Source organism: Microbacterium lacticum (assembly GCF_006716815.1).
Taxonomy (GTDB): Bacteria; Actinomycetota; Actinomycetes; order Actinomycetales; family Microbacteriaceae; genus Microbacterium; species Microbacterium lacticum.
Genome location: NZ_VFPS01000005.1, coordinates 1 through 15,189 on the forward strand (window position 1 = coordinate 1; position 15,189 = coordinate 15,189).

Below are 15,189 nucleotides of genomic sequence, written 5' to 3' on the forward strand. Positions count from 1 at the left end.
GGTGGCGCGCAGTCGGAGGCCGAGAGCGCGCACGGCGCCGCGCGCGCCGAGCCGGCGAACGGGCTGCTCGAGCACGCGGTACGACACCGCCGACGCCCCGAGGGTCACCACGAGCGCGGTGACGCCCACGGCGAGTGGAATGGCGGTGTCGACGATCGTTCCCGTGGCGGCGATCGTCAGCAGCACGACCACCGGCCAGTGCCAGAGGTAGATGCCATAGGAGCGCTCGCCGACCCAGCGGAGCGGAGCGACGTCGAGCGCCCGGCCGAGGGGCGAACCGGGCGAGACCGCGGACGCGATGACGACCGCCGTCAGCGCCGACGCGATGAGCGGAACGGCGGGGTAGACGGACGCGCCGTCCGGCCACGACGACACCACGAGGAGCCCGATCAGCGCCGCACCGCCGACGAGAGGCATCCCCACCGCGATGCCAGCGCGGCCCGTCGTGGGAGTGGCACCCCCGGCGGTCGCGCTGCCGGCCATCCTGCTGCTCGAACGGTCGAGGGCGAAGGCCAGCGCGACGCCGAGCAGCAGGCCGAACGCGTGCGTGTCGGTGCCGTAGTAAGCGCGCGTGAGGGTCGCGCCCGACGCGAGCGCACCGACCGCCCAGGTCGCCGACCCGGCGGCGAGGACGAGCACCGCTCCCACCCGCATCCAGCGGCGTCGGGCCAGCATCAGCACGGGAAGCATCAGCGGCCAGACGAGGTAGAACTGCTCCTCGACCGCGAGCGACCACAGGTTTCGGAACAGCTCGGGCTCGCCGGCGCTGAAGTAGGTCGAGCCGCCGGCGATCGCGAGCCAGTTGTACGAGAACGTCGCCGCGCCGAGCACCTGCCGCCCGAGTCCGACGAGCACATCCCCGCCGATCAGCCAGGCGAGACTCGCGCAGACCGTCACGACCGCGGCGAGGGCGGGGAGCAGCCGCCGCGCGCGGCGTTTCCAGAACGCGGCGAGGGCGATCCGCCCGGTCGCCGCGCGCTCGCGCAGCAGCAGCGAGGTGATGAGAAAGCCCGAGATGACGAAGAACACGTCGACGCCGACGAAGCCCGATCGCAGGAACCAGGCCGGGAAGAGGTGGTAGAGCACGACGATCAGCACGGCGACGGCGCGCAGGCCGTCGAGCCCGGCGTAACGGGGCGCGGTGGGTGTGATCATGATCCAGAGGCGGTGCGAAGCGGGCGGCCGGAAGTCGGCGGGGGCGCCGCGGCGGGGCGGGGCGGATGCCGACGGCGGAGCCATCAATTCTACGTCCGCCACCTGTGCGACGCGCGCACGGAGGGCGACGAACACGGGTCCGGATGCCGGCGTTCGCGGTGGGCGCCGGAGTCGGGTAGGACTGAGGCATGGATACGGATGTGCTGGTCGTCGGCGAGGCCCTGATCGACATCGTGGCCGGTGACGACGGCGCCGATCGTGAGCTCGTCGGCGGCAGCCCTGCGAACGTCGCGGTCGGTCTCGCGCGGCAGGGCCACGCGACGCGGCTGCTCACGCGTATCGGCCGCGACGAGCGCGGCCGGCGCATCGCGACCCAGATCGAGGAGTCGGGCGCCCGCGTCGACGAGCGCTCGTTCACCGACGCACCGACCTCGACCGCGCGGGCGCGGCTGCGCCCCGACGGCTCGGCCGAGTACGAGTTCGCGATCGACTGGGCGGTCCCCGCCGCCGACGCCCGCGACCTCGCCGGCGTGCGCGCCGTGCACACCGGATCGATCGCGCTCTTCCTCGAGCCGGGCGGCACGGCCGTGCTCGACACGCTCCGCGCCGCGGCGGCAGCGGGCGCGATCGTGAGCGTCGACCCGAACATCCGGCCCGCGCTCGTCGGCGACCACGCCGGCGCGCTCGCGAGGTTCGGCGAGGCCGTGGCATCCGCCGATCTCGTCAAGCTGAGCGATGAAGACGCGCGCTGGCTGTACCCCGATCTCGACGACGAGGAGGTGCTCACGCGGATCGCGGAGCTGGGGCCCGCTCTCGTCGTGATCACCCGCGGAGGGGAGGGCCTGCTCGCGCGCGGTGCGCACGGCGTCGTCGCTGCGGCACCGTACGTCGTGACGGTGGCCGACACGATCGGCGCGGGCGACGCCGCCATGGCGAGCCTCGTGTCGAGCGTGCTGGACGACCCGCGGGTGCTCCCCGAGGCGTACGCGCTCGAGACGGCCCTCCGCCGCGCGGCGGTCATGGCCGGCATCACCGTCTCGCGCGCGGGCGCCAACCCGCCGACGCGTGCCGAGGTCGACGCCCGGCTAGGCTGACCGGGTGCGCCTGCGCCTCGATCTCGCCTACGACGGCACCGGCTTTCGCGGCTGGGCCCGCCAGCCGGGCCTGCGCACCGTGCAGGGCACGCTCGAGACGGCGATCGCCCGCGTACTCGGCGGCGATCCGCAGCTGGTCGTCGCGGGCCGCACCGATGCCGGCGTGCACGCGTCGGGCCAGGTCGCCCATCTCGATCTGAGCGACGCGCAGCGCGCGCGGCTCGAGAAGGGGCGGAACCCGACACCCGCAGCGCTCGCCGCCCGACTGACGGGGGTGCTCGGTCCCTACCCCGACGTCGCCGTGCACCGCAGTGCCGAGGCGCCCGCGGGGTTCGACGCGCGGTTCTCCGCCGTCTGGCGGCGCTACGAGTACCGCATCGCCGACCTCGAGACCTCCTACGACCCGCTCGAGCGGGGACGCACGACGACGGTGAAGGCGCGCCTCGATGTCGAGGCGATGGATGCCGCGGCCCGCTCGCTCATCGGACTGCACGACTTCGCCGCGTACTGCAAATGGCGCGAGGGCGCGACGACGATCCGCACCCTGCTCGAGTTCGGCTGGCGGCGGGACGAGCACGGGATCCTCGTGGCGAACGTGAAAGCGGATGCCTTCTGCCACAGCATGGTGCGCGCGCTCGTCGGCGCGTGCGCGGCGGTCGGGGAGGGGCGCATCGACGTGTCGGAAGCCGCGGCGATCCGCGACGTCGGCATCCGCACCAGTGAGACGAAGGTGCTCGCCGCGCGCGGACTCACCCTGACCGAGGTCGGCTACCCGGCCGACGACCTGCTCGCGCTGCGTGCCGAGCAGACGCGCGCACGCCGTTCCCCCGCCGGCGACAGCGGTGAGGACTGACCGGAAAGCGACCGCACGGGGAACACTGTGTCGAGTCGGAGCGCGTTCATGGGTTGCGGCTCTAGGCTGGCGGCACGATGAAGGTGATCTCATACAACCTCAACAAGCACAAGGCGATCGGCGAGCTCGACGATCTGGTCGAGGCGACCGGCGCCGACATCCTGTGCCTGCAGGAGGCGGTGTCCGGTGAGCTCGCCCCCGAGATCGCGGCGCTGCAGCTCGTGGAGGCGACGGCGCGCAACCGTCTGGGGCTCGCGGTCTACCTGCGCCGGAACACCTTCGACGCGCTCGAGGTGCGCTCGCTCGCGCTGAAGAAGTCGCTGCACGACCGGGTGCTCAAGCCCGCCGAGGAGCGGATGCTCGCGGTGCGGCTCCGTGACATCGACCACGGGCGCGAGTTCATCGTCGCGAGCTTCCACGCGGCCCCGCTCACCGCGCTGAACTCGCTGCGCCGCAAGCAGATCTCCGCCGCGCTCGGCGAGCTCGCGAGCCTCGGAGACAACCTGCCGATCCTCATGGTCGGCGACTACAACTACCCCGTGTTCAAGGAGAACCTCGGCCAGAAGGTGCGCGAGGCGGGATACGAGCTGAGTCTCAGCGACGCCCGCACCTACACGCGGTACAAGTTCTTCCGCGGGCACTACGACTTCGCGACGAGCGTGGGGTTCGACATCGACACCATCACGACACTGCCGCAGGGGCGCAGCGACCACCTGCCGATCCTCGTGACGGCGACGCCGAAGACGGCATCCATCGTCTGAGCGGTCCGCGTGCGCGCGGCGTCTGGTTGACCCAGTCTTGAGCGAAAACTGAGTCGGCGAATCAGAGAGTACTGGTGCTCGGCGTGCCGCCCGGCACGATCGCACGGTATCCCACGGCGCGGAGCGTCTCGATGAAGCGGGGCTCGGCGACGCTGTCGCCCAGCTTGCGGCGCAGGTTCGTCAAGTGCGTCTCGATCGCGCGCTCGTCGGCGTCGGACACCAGGCTGAAACCGCCGCCGTGCCCCGACCGCAGCGCGCCGGCGAGGTGCGCCTTGCTGCGCACCTCGGGGGCGGCTTCGAGGAGCGTCGCCAGCAGTTCGAACTCGGTGCGGGTGAGCAGCACGGGGTGGCCGTCGATGGTGACGCTGTGGGTGGCGCGATCGACGACGAGACCGGCGTTGCCGGACAGCCGCGAGGGAGTGGCCGAGGGCAGCACGGCGACGGGGGCGGGCTGCGGGTCGGCGTCGCGCGCGCTGTCAGCGCCGCCGGGGGCGGAACCGCGCGGTCGGCGTCGCTGGGCCGCCAGCACCCGCGCGCGCAGCTCACGCGCGCGGAACGGTTTGGTGACGACGTCATCGGCGCCGACGCTGAATCCGAGGACCGCATCGGCCTCTTCGGTGAGGGCGGTGATCAGCAGGATGTAGGTGTTGCTGTGCTCGCGGATGCGGCGGGCGGTCTCATACCCGTCGATGCCCGGCATGTTCACGTCGAGGGTGGTGATGTCGGGGTCGTGGGCACGGACGGCATCCACGCCGTCGAAACCGTTGTCGACCGCGAAGACGTGGAAACCGGCGCTCGTGAGCACCTGGACGAGGAGGTCTCGAACGTCGGCATCATCGTCGATGACGACGGCGGTCTGCCGTGCGGCCTCGCCCATCGGCGACCCCCTTGCTGCGTGTGTTGGTCCGATTGTGCCAGACTCCGCGGGCCGCTTCCGCGTCGCTCGAGGCGCGGATGCCTCCTCGCTCAGCGCCTGCGGCCCTGTGCTCAACGTAGCCTCTGCGCGGCCTCAACGGGCCCCCGGTTCCGCCTCAGCAGCGCCGCGCACAGGCTCCATCCCCGCCTAGACTTGCGCGCAACGGCGGAAGGAAAATCGATGATCACCGGTAGCTCGACATCGCGCGCGGCGAGAACCACGCAACGATCGAAAGCGCTCACGATCGCGACCGTCATGACGGTGCTCACGACCGCGCTGACCCTGTCGGGCTGCGGCGCGGCGCCGTGGGCGCAGGGCACCGACGGGCCGAGTCCCTCGGCCTCTTCGACCGCGGTGCCCGAGCCGGTGCCGAACGACCTCTCCACCGGGTCGACGCAGCGCACCCTCACCGCGGGCGCGGTGACGGCGACGGTCGACTACTGGTCGGAGCTGTCGATGGACAAGTGGACGCCCGGCGCGCTGAAGCCGCTGAAGCTCTCGCTCGTGACGACGATCACGCCCTCCGACGGACAGAAGGTGTACCTGCAGCGCGCCACCATGGTCGCAGTGCCGGGGAACGCCGCCGGCGCGCTCGCCGCCCTCGACCCGCAGATCGATCAGGCGACCATCCCGCCCGGATACCTGGTGCTGAGCCCCTACAGCTACTCGCAGCAGTTCACGGTCGGCGCGGTGCCCGACGAGGCGACGTTCGTGACGCTCGAGCTCACCTATGACTTCCTCGTGCAGACGACGCCGACCTCGACCGAGTATGCGAAGCAGACGGCGACCGACACGCTGACCGTCGCGATCGCGCACTGACGGCCCCGCGGCCACGACGCTCAGACGACCGCGCGCTCCCACCGGTCGCCGCCGGCGTCGGCTGCTCGTGCCGCGGCGTCGCGGGACGCGGCGAGCAGGGCGTCGACGTCGTAGCCGAACTCCGCGACGCCCGCTCAGCCGACGGATGCCGAGGTGCCGACCCGCACGCCCACGCCGGTCGCGGCGAACGCGCGCAGCAGCGTGCGCACCCGTTCGCGCAGCACGGTCGAGGGCTGCGCGACGAGCACTGCGACCCCGGCCGGGGCGAACCAGCCGATGTCGGCCTCGGTCGGGAAGATCTCGGTGACGTCGTCGCGCAGCCGGTCGGCGATCGCGGCGAAGCCCGCGTCGCCGGTGACGGTGCGGAGGTCTTCGGCGTCGTCGATCTGCGCGTAGACGAGGGCCCAGGAGCGCTCGCCCGCGCGCTGCGCCCGCGCGAGCCGATCGGCGGCGACCGCGCGGAAGGTCGAGCCGGCGGCGGTGGCCGAGCCGCCGCGCGCGATGAACAGCAGCGTCACGAGCGCGCAGACCAGGTAGGCGAGCATGCCCAGGGTGTTGATGGTGCGGATGGCTTCGAGGGACTGGTCCGGGTCACCCGGGGCGACGAGCCCCGTGACGATGCTGACCGCACCGACCGCGGCGACCACCAGCGAGAACACGGCGAGCGGCATCGACGTGCCGCCGGCCCCCTCCGGGCGGCGCCAGAGCTCGACGAAGGTCAGCGCCGCGTGACCATGGTCAGTCCCCCTCCGGCACGGGCCCCGGCCCGGGCTCGTCGTCGGCATCCAACGCCAGCGGCAGCCGCACCGTCGCGACGGTTCCGGCGCCCGGCTCGCTCGTGAGGGTGAGGGTGCCGCCGTGCTGCTCCACGATGCGGCGCGAGATGCCGAGGCCGAGACCTGTTCCCGGGAGGCCCGCATCGCGCGCCGTCTCGGCGCGGAAGTAGTCGTCGAAGATGCGCGGCAGGTCGCCCGGCGCGATGCCGATGCCGGAGTCGCGCACGGTGATCGTGACGTCGCGCCGGCCGGCCTCGTCCGGGCCCTCGACATCGAGGGCGACGGCGACGCTGCCGGCGCGCGGCGTGTACTTTGACGGCGTTGTTGACGAGGTTGTCGAACACCTGTCGCAGACGGAACGCGTCGGCGTCGATCGGCGCCTCCGGCCCCGGCCGCAGGGTGAGTGCGACGTCGCCGGCCGTCGCGGCGGGCAGGAACGACTCGACCGACGCGCCGAGCAGCGCCCGCGCATCTATGCGGCGATGCGGCTCCTCGAGCGGCGCGTCGCGCCCGCCCGCGCGCAGCACCTCGGCGATGAGGCGCTCCATCCGTTGGCCGGCGGCCTCGATCAGCTCGAGGCGGTCGCGACTGCGCTCGGGCAGGTCCTCCTCGAGCAGCAGATCGGTGTAGCCGACGATCGCCGTCAAGCGGGTTGGCGAGCTCGTGCGTGACGGTGGACGCCAGCGTGCGCCGAGCGGCCTCGGCTTCCACGGCCTCGGTGACGTCGCGGATGACGAGGAGCGTCGTCTCGGGTTCGGCGGGGCCGTGCACGAGTTCGCGGGTCGAGGCCGACAGCACGTGCCAGCGCCCCTCGGCGTCGAACAGCCACAGCCGCTCGTCGGAGAAGAGCTCCCCGCGGGCGGCGCGGGCGACCGGACGATCGGCTTCGCGGAGGGCGGTGCCGCCGCGCGCGTCGTACTCGACGGAGGTGCTCGGGCGGGTGGCATCCCGCACGTCCATGCCGTACAGCGCGACGTACGCGTCGTTGATGCCGAGCAGGCGCCCCTCGTTGTCGACGCGGGCGATCGCCGAGTCGAGGCCGTTGAGCACCTGGTTCACGCGCCGCTCCTGCGCGCGCACCCGCTCGAGGGTCGACTCGAGCCGGTCGGTCTGGCGACGGAGCAGCCGCGTGAAGGCGCGTGAGCGGCGGGCGCTGTTGTGGATCGTGATCGAGATGAACGTGAGCGAGAGCAGCACCACGAGGAATCGCAGCGTGCTCGCCGCGCTGGGGTTGTGTGTCACGGCATCCGCCACGACGATCGCCGCGACGAGCCCGAGCGCGACGACGAGCCAGCGGAGCGGGAAGTGACTGGCGAGCCAGGCGAGCGGGAACACCCAGAGAAAGCCGAAGCGCAGGTCGTCGCCGTAGGCGATCAGGCCGATTGCGAGGATGTCCGCGAGCGGCAGGACGGCGATGGTGGCGCGGCCGATGCGGTCCCACGGCAGGATGAGTGCCATCACGGTGAACACCAGGATGAGCGCGATGCCCGCGGCCGTCGTCGGCGCGGCGAGCTGCTCGGGGGCGAGCACGATGATCGCGAGGGTGAGGATCACGATCACCGCGGCCAGCGACAGCTGCCACAGCCAGATCGATCGGCTGCGCGGGCTCGTGCGCACCGACGGCGGGACCCGCGCGGTCGTCTCCGTCGCGCTGATGAGCCGAGCCTATCGGCGGGCCGCGGGTGCTCGTCGGCGGCGGCGCCGGGCGGGTGGACGGATGCCGGGGCATTCCTTGCGCAAACCTTGCGGTTCGCTCGCGGGTGCCCGGGGTGTTCGTTGCGGTCGGGCCGACAGAGTGGAGCACATGAACGACAGCCCCCGCGACCTGGTCCTCGCCTCCGAGCACCACTTCCCCGACGACTTCGAGTCGGTGCTCGACGACACGTCGACCCACCGTTCGACGATCGGCTGCGTCATCCCCGCGTACAACGAGGAGGGGTCGATCGCCGACGTGCTGGCGGGGCTGCTGAACCAGACGCGCGTGCCCGATGTCATCCACGTCGTCGTCAACAACACGACGGATGCCACGGTGAAGATCGCCTCGCAGTACGCCGGTCCGCACGAGCTGCACACCGATCTCGGCTCGCAGTTCACCGAGGTGTTCGTGCACGACATCGGCAAGAACCCCGACAAGAAGGTCGGAGCGCTCAACTACGGCTACTCGCTCGTCGAGGGCTACGAGTACCTGCTCGGCGTCGACGGTGACACGGTCGCGGATCCGCGCGCGGTGGAGTTCCTCGAGTCCGAGGCGGTGTCCGACACCCGCATCGGCGGCATCTCGGCCGTCTACACGATCGACGACAAGCCGATCCGCGGCACGATCGCGAAGTTCCTGATCGCCGGTCAGCGTTCGCAGTTCGCGGCGTTCAACATGCAGAACCTGCTGCGCGGCCGCAACATGGCGGTGCTCGGCGGGCAGCTGTCGATCTTCTCGACGAAGGCGCTCCGCGACGTGATGCGCGAGAACCACCAGTCCTCGCCGTGGGTGAAGGACAGCGAGGTGGAGGACTCGCTGCTGTCGCTGCAGATCAAGAGCGCCGGCTACCTCACGAAGATCAACCCACTCGCGCGCGCCGACGTGGGCGGCATGACGACGCTCCGCGGTCTCGACGCGCAGCAGGTGAAGTGGACGTACGGCGCGATCGAGCTGATGTGGCCCGGTCAGCGCGGCGACACGAAGGGGCAGCCCTTCCACCCGAACCTGCGGTTGCGGTGGCTCGAGAACTTCTCGATGCTGGTGAACTTTTTCATCCGCGTCGCGTTCCTGACCCTCCTCGCCGGCTCGCTGTCGATCCACGCGTTCGTGTTCTCACCGCTGTGGCTGATCCCGCCGGTGGTCGCGGTGGCGCTGAACCTCCGCATCGCGATGTCGATGAAGAACCGCGACACGCGCGACGTGCTGTTCGCGGTGCTGATGCTGCCCGCCGAGCTGTACATGTGGGTGCGGATCAGTCACTTCCTGCGGTCGTGGACGCGCTTCCTCTCGCGCAAGAAGGTCGACAACTGGGCGCTGCAGGCGAAGGCCGAGCGCGGCGGCGGCAACGGGCACTGGGTGCCGCTCGCGGTCGTGATCGCGGTCGTCACGGCGGTGGCCGTGGTGTGGACGATGCTGCCGGTCATGGTGCAGTCGACGATCCTGTGGATCGGGTGGCCGATCGTCGGTGTCGTCACGGTCATCCAGACCCTGTCGATGTTCCTCAAACTCATCCGTCGTCAGCACGGATACAAGGTCTGACGTCCGCTGGGGGGACGTCAGCGGGCGGATGCCGCGAGCAGGGGGTGCTCTCGGGGTATCCGCCCAATTCTTCGTGGGCGGCGGGCGGCCGAACTAGAGCACGGAGGTGAGCGGGTAGCCGACGCCGCGGACGGTCTCGATGTAGCGCGGGTTGGTGGGCTCGTCGCCGAGCTTGCGGCGGAGGTTCGTCATATGCGCCTCGATGGCGCGCTTGTCGGCGTCGCCGACGAAGTAGGTGGTGACGTACGACTCGCCGCGCAGCACGAGGGCGAGGTCGGCCTTGCTGCGGACGCGCCGCTTCGACTCGAGGAGCGCGGCGAGCAGGTCGAACTCGGTGCGGGTGAGGTCGATTTCGCGGTCGCCGATGCGGGCGATGCGCATGTCGGGCTCGAGGGCGAGGTCGCGGTGGGTGAGCCACGACTCGGCGAGGGATGCCTCGCGGAGCTGACTGCCCAGCACGATGAGCTCCTCGGCGTCGTCGGCTTCGGCGCCCGTGCCACGGGCGATGGCGTCGGCCGCGGCGGCGGCGATGGCCACCACGGAGACGGTGCCGGTCTGCGCCCCGGCTCCGGCGCGCGTCGGGAACGACGGCCCCACGGCATCCTGTTTCGGCGCGGTCGACCCGGTGCCGCCGTAGCCGCCCGCGGTGTCGGATGCTGCTCCCGCGCCGCCGGCGCCGCTGCGCGGCCGGCGGAGCATCGCCTCGATCCGGGCGCGCAGCTCGCGGGGGCGGAAGGGCTTGGCGATGAAGTCGTCGGCGCCGGCGGCGAGGCCCATGACGACGTCGGTCTCCTCGGTCTGGCCGGTGAGCATGATGATGTAGGTGCTGCTGCGGGCGCGGATGCGGCGGGCCGCCTCGTAGCCGTCGATGCCCGGCAGGTTGACGTCGAGGGTGGTGACGAGCGGCTGGTAGGTCTCGACGGCGCGCACGCCGTCGATGCCGTTGCCGACCGAGATGGTCGAGAAGCCGGCCGCCTCGAGCACGTCGGCGAGCATGTGGCGCACATCGGCGTCGTCTTCGATGACGACCGCGGTCTTCTCGCCGTCCCCCTGAGTCATGCCTTCTCCCGTCATGCCTTCTCCCGTCATGCTACCGACGTGCGGCGCGGGTCAGTTCGACGGCGGCGTCGGGCCACCACTGACCGGCGGCCGGGCCGCCGTTGCACGGGCCGTCGCTCTCGCCGGGAGGCTTGATCCAGAGGTTCGTGTCGACGACGCCGTCGCCGAGGGTGGCGGATGCCTCGCCGACGAGCCGTCCCGGCGGGTTGCACCACTCGCCGTTCGATCCGGCCCCGCTGCGGGAGGTGTCGATGAGGGCGTGTGCGTGGTCGGCGCCCGTGCCGCCGGCGACGAGGGCGTCCGCGACGGCGTGGGCGTAGTCGAACTCGTCGGCGGCGGCGTTGAAGTTCGAGACGTTGGTGCTGAAGCCGCGCACGCCGTCGAGTCCGACGGCGGCGAGCAGCCGTGTCTGCTCGGTGGCGGGGTGCCAGCTCGAGTGGCCGCCGTCGAGGTAGATCCAGGTGCCGGGGCGCTGGAGGGCGTCGATCGCGCTCCGCAGCTGCGGCACGCGGGCGTCGAGGTTGCCGCATTCGGTGGCGAGGGCGAGGCTGTCGGGCTCGATCACGATGACGGCGGGAACGTCGGGTGCCGCGGTGAGTGCGGCGGCGATCTCGTCGACCCAGACGGGGTAGTCGGCGACGTCGAGTCCGCCGGCGGAGTGGTTGCCGCAGTCGCGTTCGGGCAATCCATAGACGACGAGGGCGAGGGTGGCGTGCTGCGCGCGGGCTTCGGCGGCGAGGGCGGTGACGCGATCGCCGGCCGAGCCGATGGGGTCGCGTTCGGGGGTGAGCCAGTACGCGGTGGGCTGGGCGGCGAGGTAGTCGGCGGCCGCGAGCGCGGTGCCGGTGGCCGTGGTGGATGCCTGTGCCGCGCCCGACTCGTCGAGCACGTTGAACGTGGTGCCGACGGCGGGCGCGGCGGGCGCGGCGCTGCCGAAGAGTCCGGCGAGGGCCGCGGCTCCGACGGCGGCTCCGCCGACCACGGCGAGGACGGCGATGGAGGCGACGGTCCAGGTGATGCGGCGCCGACGGCGCGTGCGTGCCGTCGGCGGCGTCTTCATCTTCGTCGTCGAGGTGGCCGTGCGCGCGCTCTCGCCCTCAGCGCCCATGCGGGCGCCGGGGGAGCGCGGATCGGTCACGCGACCGACTCTATCCGCGGGCACGCGTGGGCGGCACCGCCCGTTAGGTGGTAGCGCGACGCGACAGCGCTCGCCGTCCGTGGAGCGTTCGTGCGACATTCGGCTACGCGGTGAGGGTGTATCGGCGCCGCCCGCCGGGGCGCGGAGTGCGGGATCGATCGATCCAGGGCGGTGGGATGAGCCACACCAGGGCGTCGACTCCGACCCCGTCGATCGTGATCTCCCACCCCTCGTCGTGGAGGCGATGGTGGCAGGCGGTGCACAGCAGCGCCCCGTTGGTGAGGTCGTGGTTCCGCCGTGACTCCACCACTCGAGGTGATGGACTTCGGTCCACGCGACCGGTGCACCGCAGCAGGCGCATCCGCCGTCGCGCTCGGCCAGGGCGCGGCGCTGGGCGCGGGTGCCTCGCGAACCTGCACGAGCCTGATCGCTTCGCCGACGCTCGAGCCGGTGGTCGCCTGGATGAGCGCGACGGGGGAGCGGAACCCCTGCTTCTTGGCGATCGAGTCTTTGCCGAGTTCGACGCGCGACTGCCGGGCGATCTCGCTCGCGACCGAGGCGAACGCCGCATCGACGTGTCGCTTCAGCGCACCGAAGGCGGCGTTCACCGCGATGAGCTCACTCGGCGTGAGCGCCGCGGCGGGGCGCTCCGCGACCCGTGCCTCACGGATCGAGCCCGCTCTCTTCGCCGGAGAGCGCCTCGATGAGCGCCACAGCGCGGGGCCAGTACCGGGCGTAGTGGTCGGGATCCTGGTTGATCTGCGTGCGGTGCGCGACGAGAGTCGGTGCGAGGGTGTCACGGTCGGGCGCGCGCATGATCATCGCGCGGTAGAAGAGCGTCGCAGATATATAGGGGTCGAGCCGTTCTGCCCGGCTGCCCCAGCCGTCCTGCTGTTGGAAGAGTCCGATCGAGGTCGTCGGCGTCCCGTCGGGGTTGGTGACTCCGCTCGTCTCCCCGTCGCCATGGTCGATGTTCCGCAGCGACGACTCGCCCATCGCGGTCATGATCCCGATCGCCTGGTCGCGCACCGACAGGCCGAGGTCGCGCGCGGCGCGCATGATCGTCGCGGCGTTGTCGCGCTGCTCCTGGTCGTAGTCGGCGACGACCGGCGGTGAGCTGAGTGGAGCGAGCGAGCGGATGCCCGAGAACGCCCCCAGGGCGGATGCCACGATCAGTCCCGCAGCGAGCAGAGGCATCCCGGCGATCGCGATGACCGTCCAGACGCGATCGCGTCTCCTGGGTGGCGTGCGCACCATAGAGGGCATCGTCGCACGGCGGGCTGAACGGATGCCGGGGCGCGCGCAGCGATCGGCGGTGACGCGCGGCGGTCAGCGTGTGGCGAGTGACACCACTCGGGCGACCTGATCGAGCCCGGGGCTCATCTGAGCTGCGGACAACTGATAGGTCGCCCACGGGCGGCGATAGGGGTCGACGACGTCGTCGTCGGCGGGGTCGTCGGGCGGAGCGCTCAGCCCCCGCCTGGCCGCGACGATCGCCACCGCCGCCCGCACGCGTGCTGCCGCGTCCGGTCCCGCGGATGCGACAGCGCTGACGATGTCGGCGTCCGGAATTCCGGTCGCGAGTCGGGCGAACTCGCGAACGGTGAAGGACGAGCGCAGTCGCGCCGGGGCCAGCTGGGCGACTCGTCCTCGGTGCTCCCGGCTCATCGCGAGGATCAGGTCGGGCGAGTCGAGGTGGGCCGCCGTGAGGTAGCGGGACCGATGCGCGCTCGCCGCCCCGGCGTCGGCGCCCATGGCCACGACAAGGCGCTGCGCCTCCGGCGTCATCGGCGCCGCATCCAGTCCCTGGGTGCCCGCGCTGTGCACGCGCCCGCCCAGCTGTTCGAGGGTGCCGCGCAACACCACTTCCGCCAGCGGCGACCGGCAGATGTTTCCCGTGCACACGACGAGGATCTCGAACATGCCGTCAGCGTATCGAGCGCACCGGGCGTGACCGGCGGCGCGGGCGGAAAACGCGGCGGCGCGGCGATGGCGGCGCGGAGCGCGACCCGATAGGGTTTGAGGTGTTGCGGATCCCGACCGCGACACGCTCGGACCTCGGCCGAAAGGTCGGTGTCGGCACGACGGCTGTGCCGTCGCGCACGCAGGCCCCCGGCTGTGTCCCCACACAACCGGCTCGGTGTTCGCCGACCCCCGCGTGCGAACACCCGCCGGGAGGCCGAGTCTCGAATCTCGGCCTCCCGGTCTTTCTCTCTGCGCCGCACGCCCCATGGGCCCCGACGCGGCCGGTTTGGCCGAGGCGTCCACATGGCGTAGACTCGACGTTTGGTGTCCGTGCTGCCTGCGGCCGGCGCCACGAACGTGAGCCCTCCACTGGCGTGTTCCCTCCGATCACCGGAACGGAACCACCCCGGAGTGGGATTCACGAACCTCTCCGTTCGAATCAAGAAAGCAGCACTACTGTGACGCGCACCTACACCCCCAAGGCCGGTGAAGTGACCCGTGAGTGGGTCGTCATCGACGCGACCGACGTCGTTCTCGGACGCCTCGCCTCGCACGCCGCCGCGATCCTCCGCGGCAAGAACAAGCCCACCTTCGCCAACCACATCGACACCGGTGACTTCGTCGTCGTCATCAACGCCGACAAGGTCGCGCTGACGGGTCAGAAGCTCCAGAAGAAGATGGCCTACCGTCACTCGGGCTACCCGGGCGGCCTCACGGCGACCTCCTACGCGGAGCTGCTCGAGAAGAACCCGGTCCGCGCCGTCGAGAAGGCGATCCGCGGCATGCTCCCCAAGAACAGCCTGGGTCGCCAGCAGCTGTCGAAGCTGAAGGTCTACGTCGGTGCCGAGCACCCGCACGCGGCTCAGCAGCCCACTCCCTACACCTTCGACCAGGTCGCCCAGTAAGCGCCGCCGACCACAAGGAACAGATCATGGCGAACATCGCTGACTCCATCGAAGAGACCCCCGAGTCCTACACCACCGAGACCGCGGCTGCTCCGGCCGCCGCCGCCCCGCGCCCCGTCCTCTCGGTGCCCGGTTCGGCTGTCGGTCGCCGCAAGCAGGCCATCGCCCGCGTGCGCCTCATTCCCGGCTCCGGCACCATCACGGTCAATGGCCGCGAGTTCGAGGACTACTTCCCGAACAAGCTGCACCAGCAGCTGATCACCGACCCCTTCACCCTGCTCGACCTCACGGGTGCGTACGACGTCATCGTCCGCATCTCGGGCGGCGGCCCCTCGGGCCAGGCCGGCGCGCTGCGCCTCGGCATCGCCCGCGCCCTCAACGAGATCGATGCCGAGAACAACCGTCCGGCCCTCAAGAAGGCCGGCTTCCTCTCGCGCGACGCCCGCGTCATCGAGCGCAAGAAGGCTGGTCTCAAGAAGGCCCGCAAGGCTCCGCAGTACTCGAAGCGCTAAA

General features: G+C 71.5%; 18 protein-coding genes and 1 pseudogene. 9 read left to right on the top strand and 10 right to left on the bottom strand.

The genetic code is table 11. The features are described 5' to 3' along the window. The coding region (locus tag FHX68_RS12250) for an acyltransferase family protein (RefSeq protein WP_141920263.1) at positions 1–1,155 on the bottom strand (1,155 nt) is incomplete at its 3' end. Between the two features lie 188 nt (positions 1,156–1,343). Here FHX68_RS12250 and FHX68_RS12255 point away from each other — a divergent pair. From FHX68_RS12255 to FHX68_RS12265, 3 genes are all read left to right on the top strand, one after another. After that, on the top strand, positions 1,344–2,249 hold the full coding sequence (locus FHX68_RS12255; RefSeq protein ID WP_141380964.1) for a carbohydrate kinase family protein: 906 nt from the start codon (positions 1,344–1,346) through the stop codon (positions 2,247–2,249). A 4-nt stretch (positions 2,250–2,253) separates the two neighbouring features. After that, on the top strand, positions 2,254–3,102 hold the full coding sequence (gene truA / locus FHX68_RS12260; protein ID WP_141380963.1) for a tRNA pseudouridine(38-40) synthase TruA: 849 nt from the start codon (positions 2,254–2,256) through the stop codon (positions 3,100–3,102). Between the two features lie 77 nt (positions 3,103–3,179). After that, complete coding sequence (locus FHX68_RS12265) at positions 3,180–3,863, top strand: endonuclease/exonuclease/phosphatase family protein (RefSeq protein WP_141380962.1); 684 nt, start codon at positions 3,180–3,182, stop codon at positions 3,861–3,863. Positions 3,864–3,924: 61 nt separating this feature from the next. Here the strand turns inward: FHX68_RS12265 and FHX68_RS12270 are convergent, their stop codons facing one another. Beyond that, on the bottom strand, positions 3,925–4,740 hold the full coding sequence (locus tag FHX68_RS12270) for a response regulator transcription factor (protein WP_141380961.1): 816 nt from the start codon (positions 4,738–4,740) through the stop codon (positions 3,925–3,927). 219 nt (positions 4,741–4,959) lie between these two features. Between FHX68_RS12270 and FHX68_RS12275 the strand changes: the two genes are divergently transcribed. Further along, entirely contained in the window at positions 4,960–5,598 is a 639-nt protein-coding gene (locus FHX68_RS12275; RefSeq protein ID WP_229661456.1) for a hypothetical protein, read from the top strand. A 134-nt stretch (positions 5,599–5,732) separates the two neighbouring features. On the opposite strand, the gene FHX68_RS12280 is transcribed toward FHX68_RS12275, so the two are convergent. The 3 genes and pseudogenes from FHX68_RS12280 to FHX68_RS16380 form a co-directional block, all read right to left on the bottom strand. Beyond that, a complete protein-coding gene (locus tag FHX68_RS12280) occupies positions 5,733–6,269 on the bottom strand; it encodes a hypothetical protein (protein WP_141380960.1) in 537 nt (178 codons plus the stop codon). A gap of 67 nt (positions 6,270–6,336) precedes the next feature. Then, entirely contained in the window at positions 6,337–6,846 is a 510-nt protein-coding gene (locus FHX68_RS12285; RefSeq protein WP_141380959.1) for an ATP-binding protein, read from the bottom strand. 106 nt (positions 6,847–6,952) lie between these two features. After that, positions 6,953–7,021, bottom strand: a pseudogene (locus FHX68_RS16380) (hypothetical protein); the annotation flags it as partial. Between the two features lie 16 nt (positions 7,022–7,037). On the opposite strand from FHX68_RS16380, the gene FHX68_RS12295 reads away from it, so the two are divergent. From FHX68_RS12295 to FHX68_RS12305, 3 genes are all read left to right on the top strand, one after another. Then, positions 7,038–7,517, top strand: coding sequence for a hypothetical protein (locus FHX68_RS12295; RefSeq protein ID WP_141380957.1), 480 nt, complete (start codon positions 7,038–7,040; stop codon positions 7,515–7,517). Next, positions 7,504–7,683, top strand: a complete 180-nt coding sequence (locus tag FHX68_RS12300; RefSeq protein ID WP_141380956.1) for a hypothetical protein — start codon at positions 7,504–7,506, stop codon at positions 7,681–7,683. The genes FHX68_RS12295 and FHX68_RS12300 overlap by 14 nt, the downstream gene beginning before the upstream one ends. 495 nt (positions 7,684–8,178) lie before the next feature. After that, complete coding sequence (locus FHX68_RS12305) at positions 8,179–9,609, top strand: glycosyltransferase family 2 protein (RefSeq protein WP_141380955.1); 1,431 nt, start codon at positions 8,179–8,181, stop codon at positions 9,607–9,609. A gap of 93 nt (positions 9,610–9,702) precedes the next feature. On the opposite strand, the gene FHX68_RS12310 is transcribed toward FHX68_RS12305, so the two are convergent. The 5 genes from FHX68_RS12310 to FHX68_RS12330 all read right to left on the bottom strand — a co-directional run bounded on the left by FHX68_RS12310 (position 9,703) and on the right by FHX68_RS12330 (position 13,729). Beyond that, a complete protein-coding gene (locus tag FHX68_RS12310; RefSeq protein ID WP_174799166.1) occupies positions 9,703–10,668 on the bottom strand; it encodes a response regulator transcription factor in 966 nt (321 codons plus the stop codon). 31 nt (positions 10,669–10,699) lie between these two features. Then, positions 10,700–11,806, bottom strand: coding sequence for a glycoside hydrolase family 6 protein (locus tag FHX68_RS12315; RefSeq protein WP_229661457.1), 1,107 nt, complete (start codon positions 11,804–11,806; stop codon positions 10,700–10,702). Between the two features lie 103 nt (positions 11,807–11,909). Further along, a complete protein-coding gene (locus tag FHX68_RS12320) occupies positions 11,910–12,113 on the bottom strand; it encodes a hypothetical protein (RefSeq protein ID WP_141380953.1) in 204 nt (67 codons plus the stop codon). Positions 12,114–12,469: 356 nt separating this feature from the next. Further along, a complete protein-coding gene (locus FHX68_RS12325; protein WP_141380952.1) occupies positions 12,470–13,063 on the bottom strand; it encodes a peptidase M23 in 594 nt (197 codons plus the stop codon). A gap of 72 nt (positions 13,064–13,135) precedes the next feature. Next, positions 13,136–13,729: an arsenate reductase/protein-tyrosine-phosphatase family protein gene (locus FHX68_RS12330; protein WP_141380951.1), complete on the bottom strand. Its 594-nt coding sequence runs from the start codon at positions 13,727–13,729 to the stop codon at positions 13,136–13,138. Positions 13,730–14,229: 500 nt separating this feature from the next. Here FHX68_RS12330 and rplM point away from each other — a divergent pair, with 500 nt between their 5' ends. Next, positions 14,230–14,676, top strand: a complete 447-nt coding sequence (rplM, locus tag FHX68_RS12335) for a 50S ribosomal protein L13 (protein WP_141381398.1) — start codon at positions 14,230–14,232, stop codon at positions 14,674–14,676. A gap of 26 nt (positions 14,677–14,702) precedes the next feature. Then, positions 14,703–15,188, top strand: a complete 486-nt coding sequence (gene rpsI / locus FHX68_RS12340; RefSeq protein ID WP_141381397.1) for a 30S ribosomal protein S9 — start codon at positions 14,703–14,705, stop codon at positions 15,186–15,188. Position 15,189 lies beyond the last annotated feature (1 nt).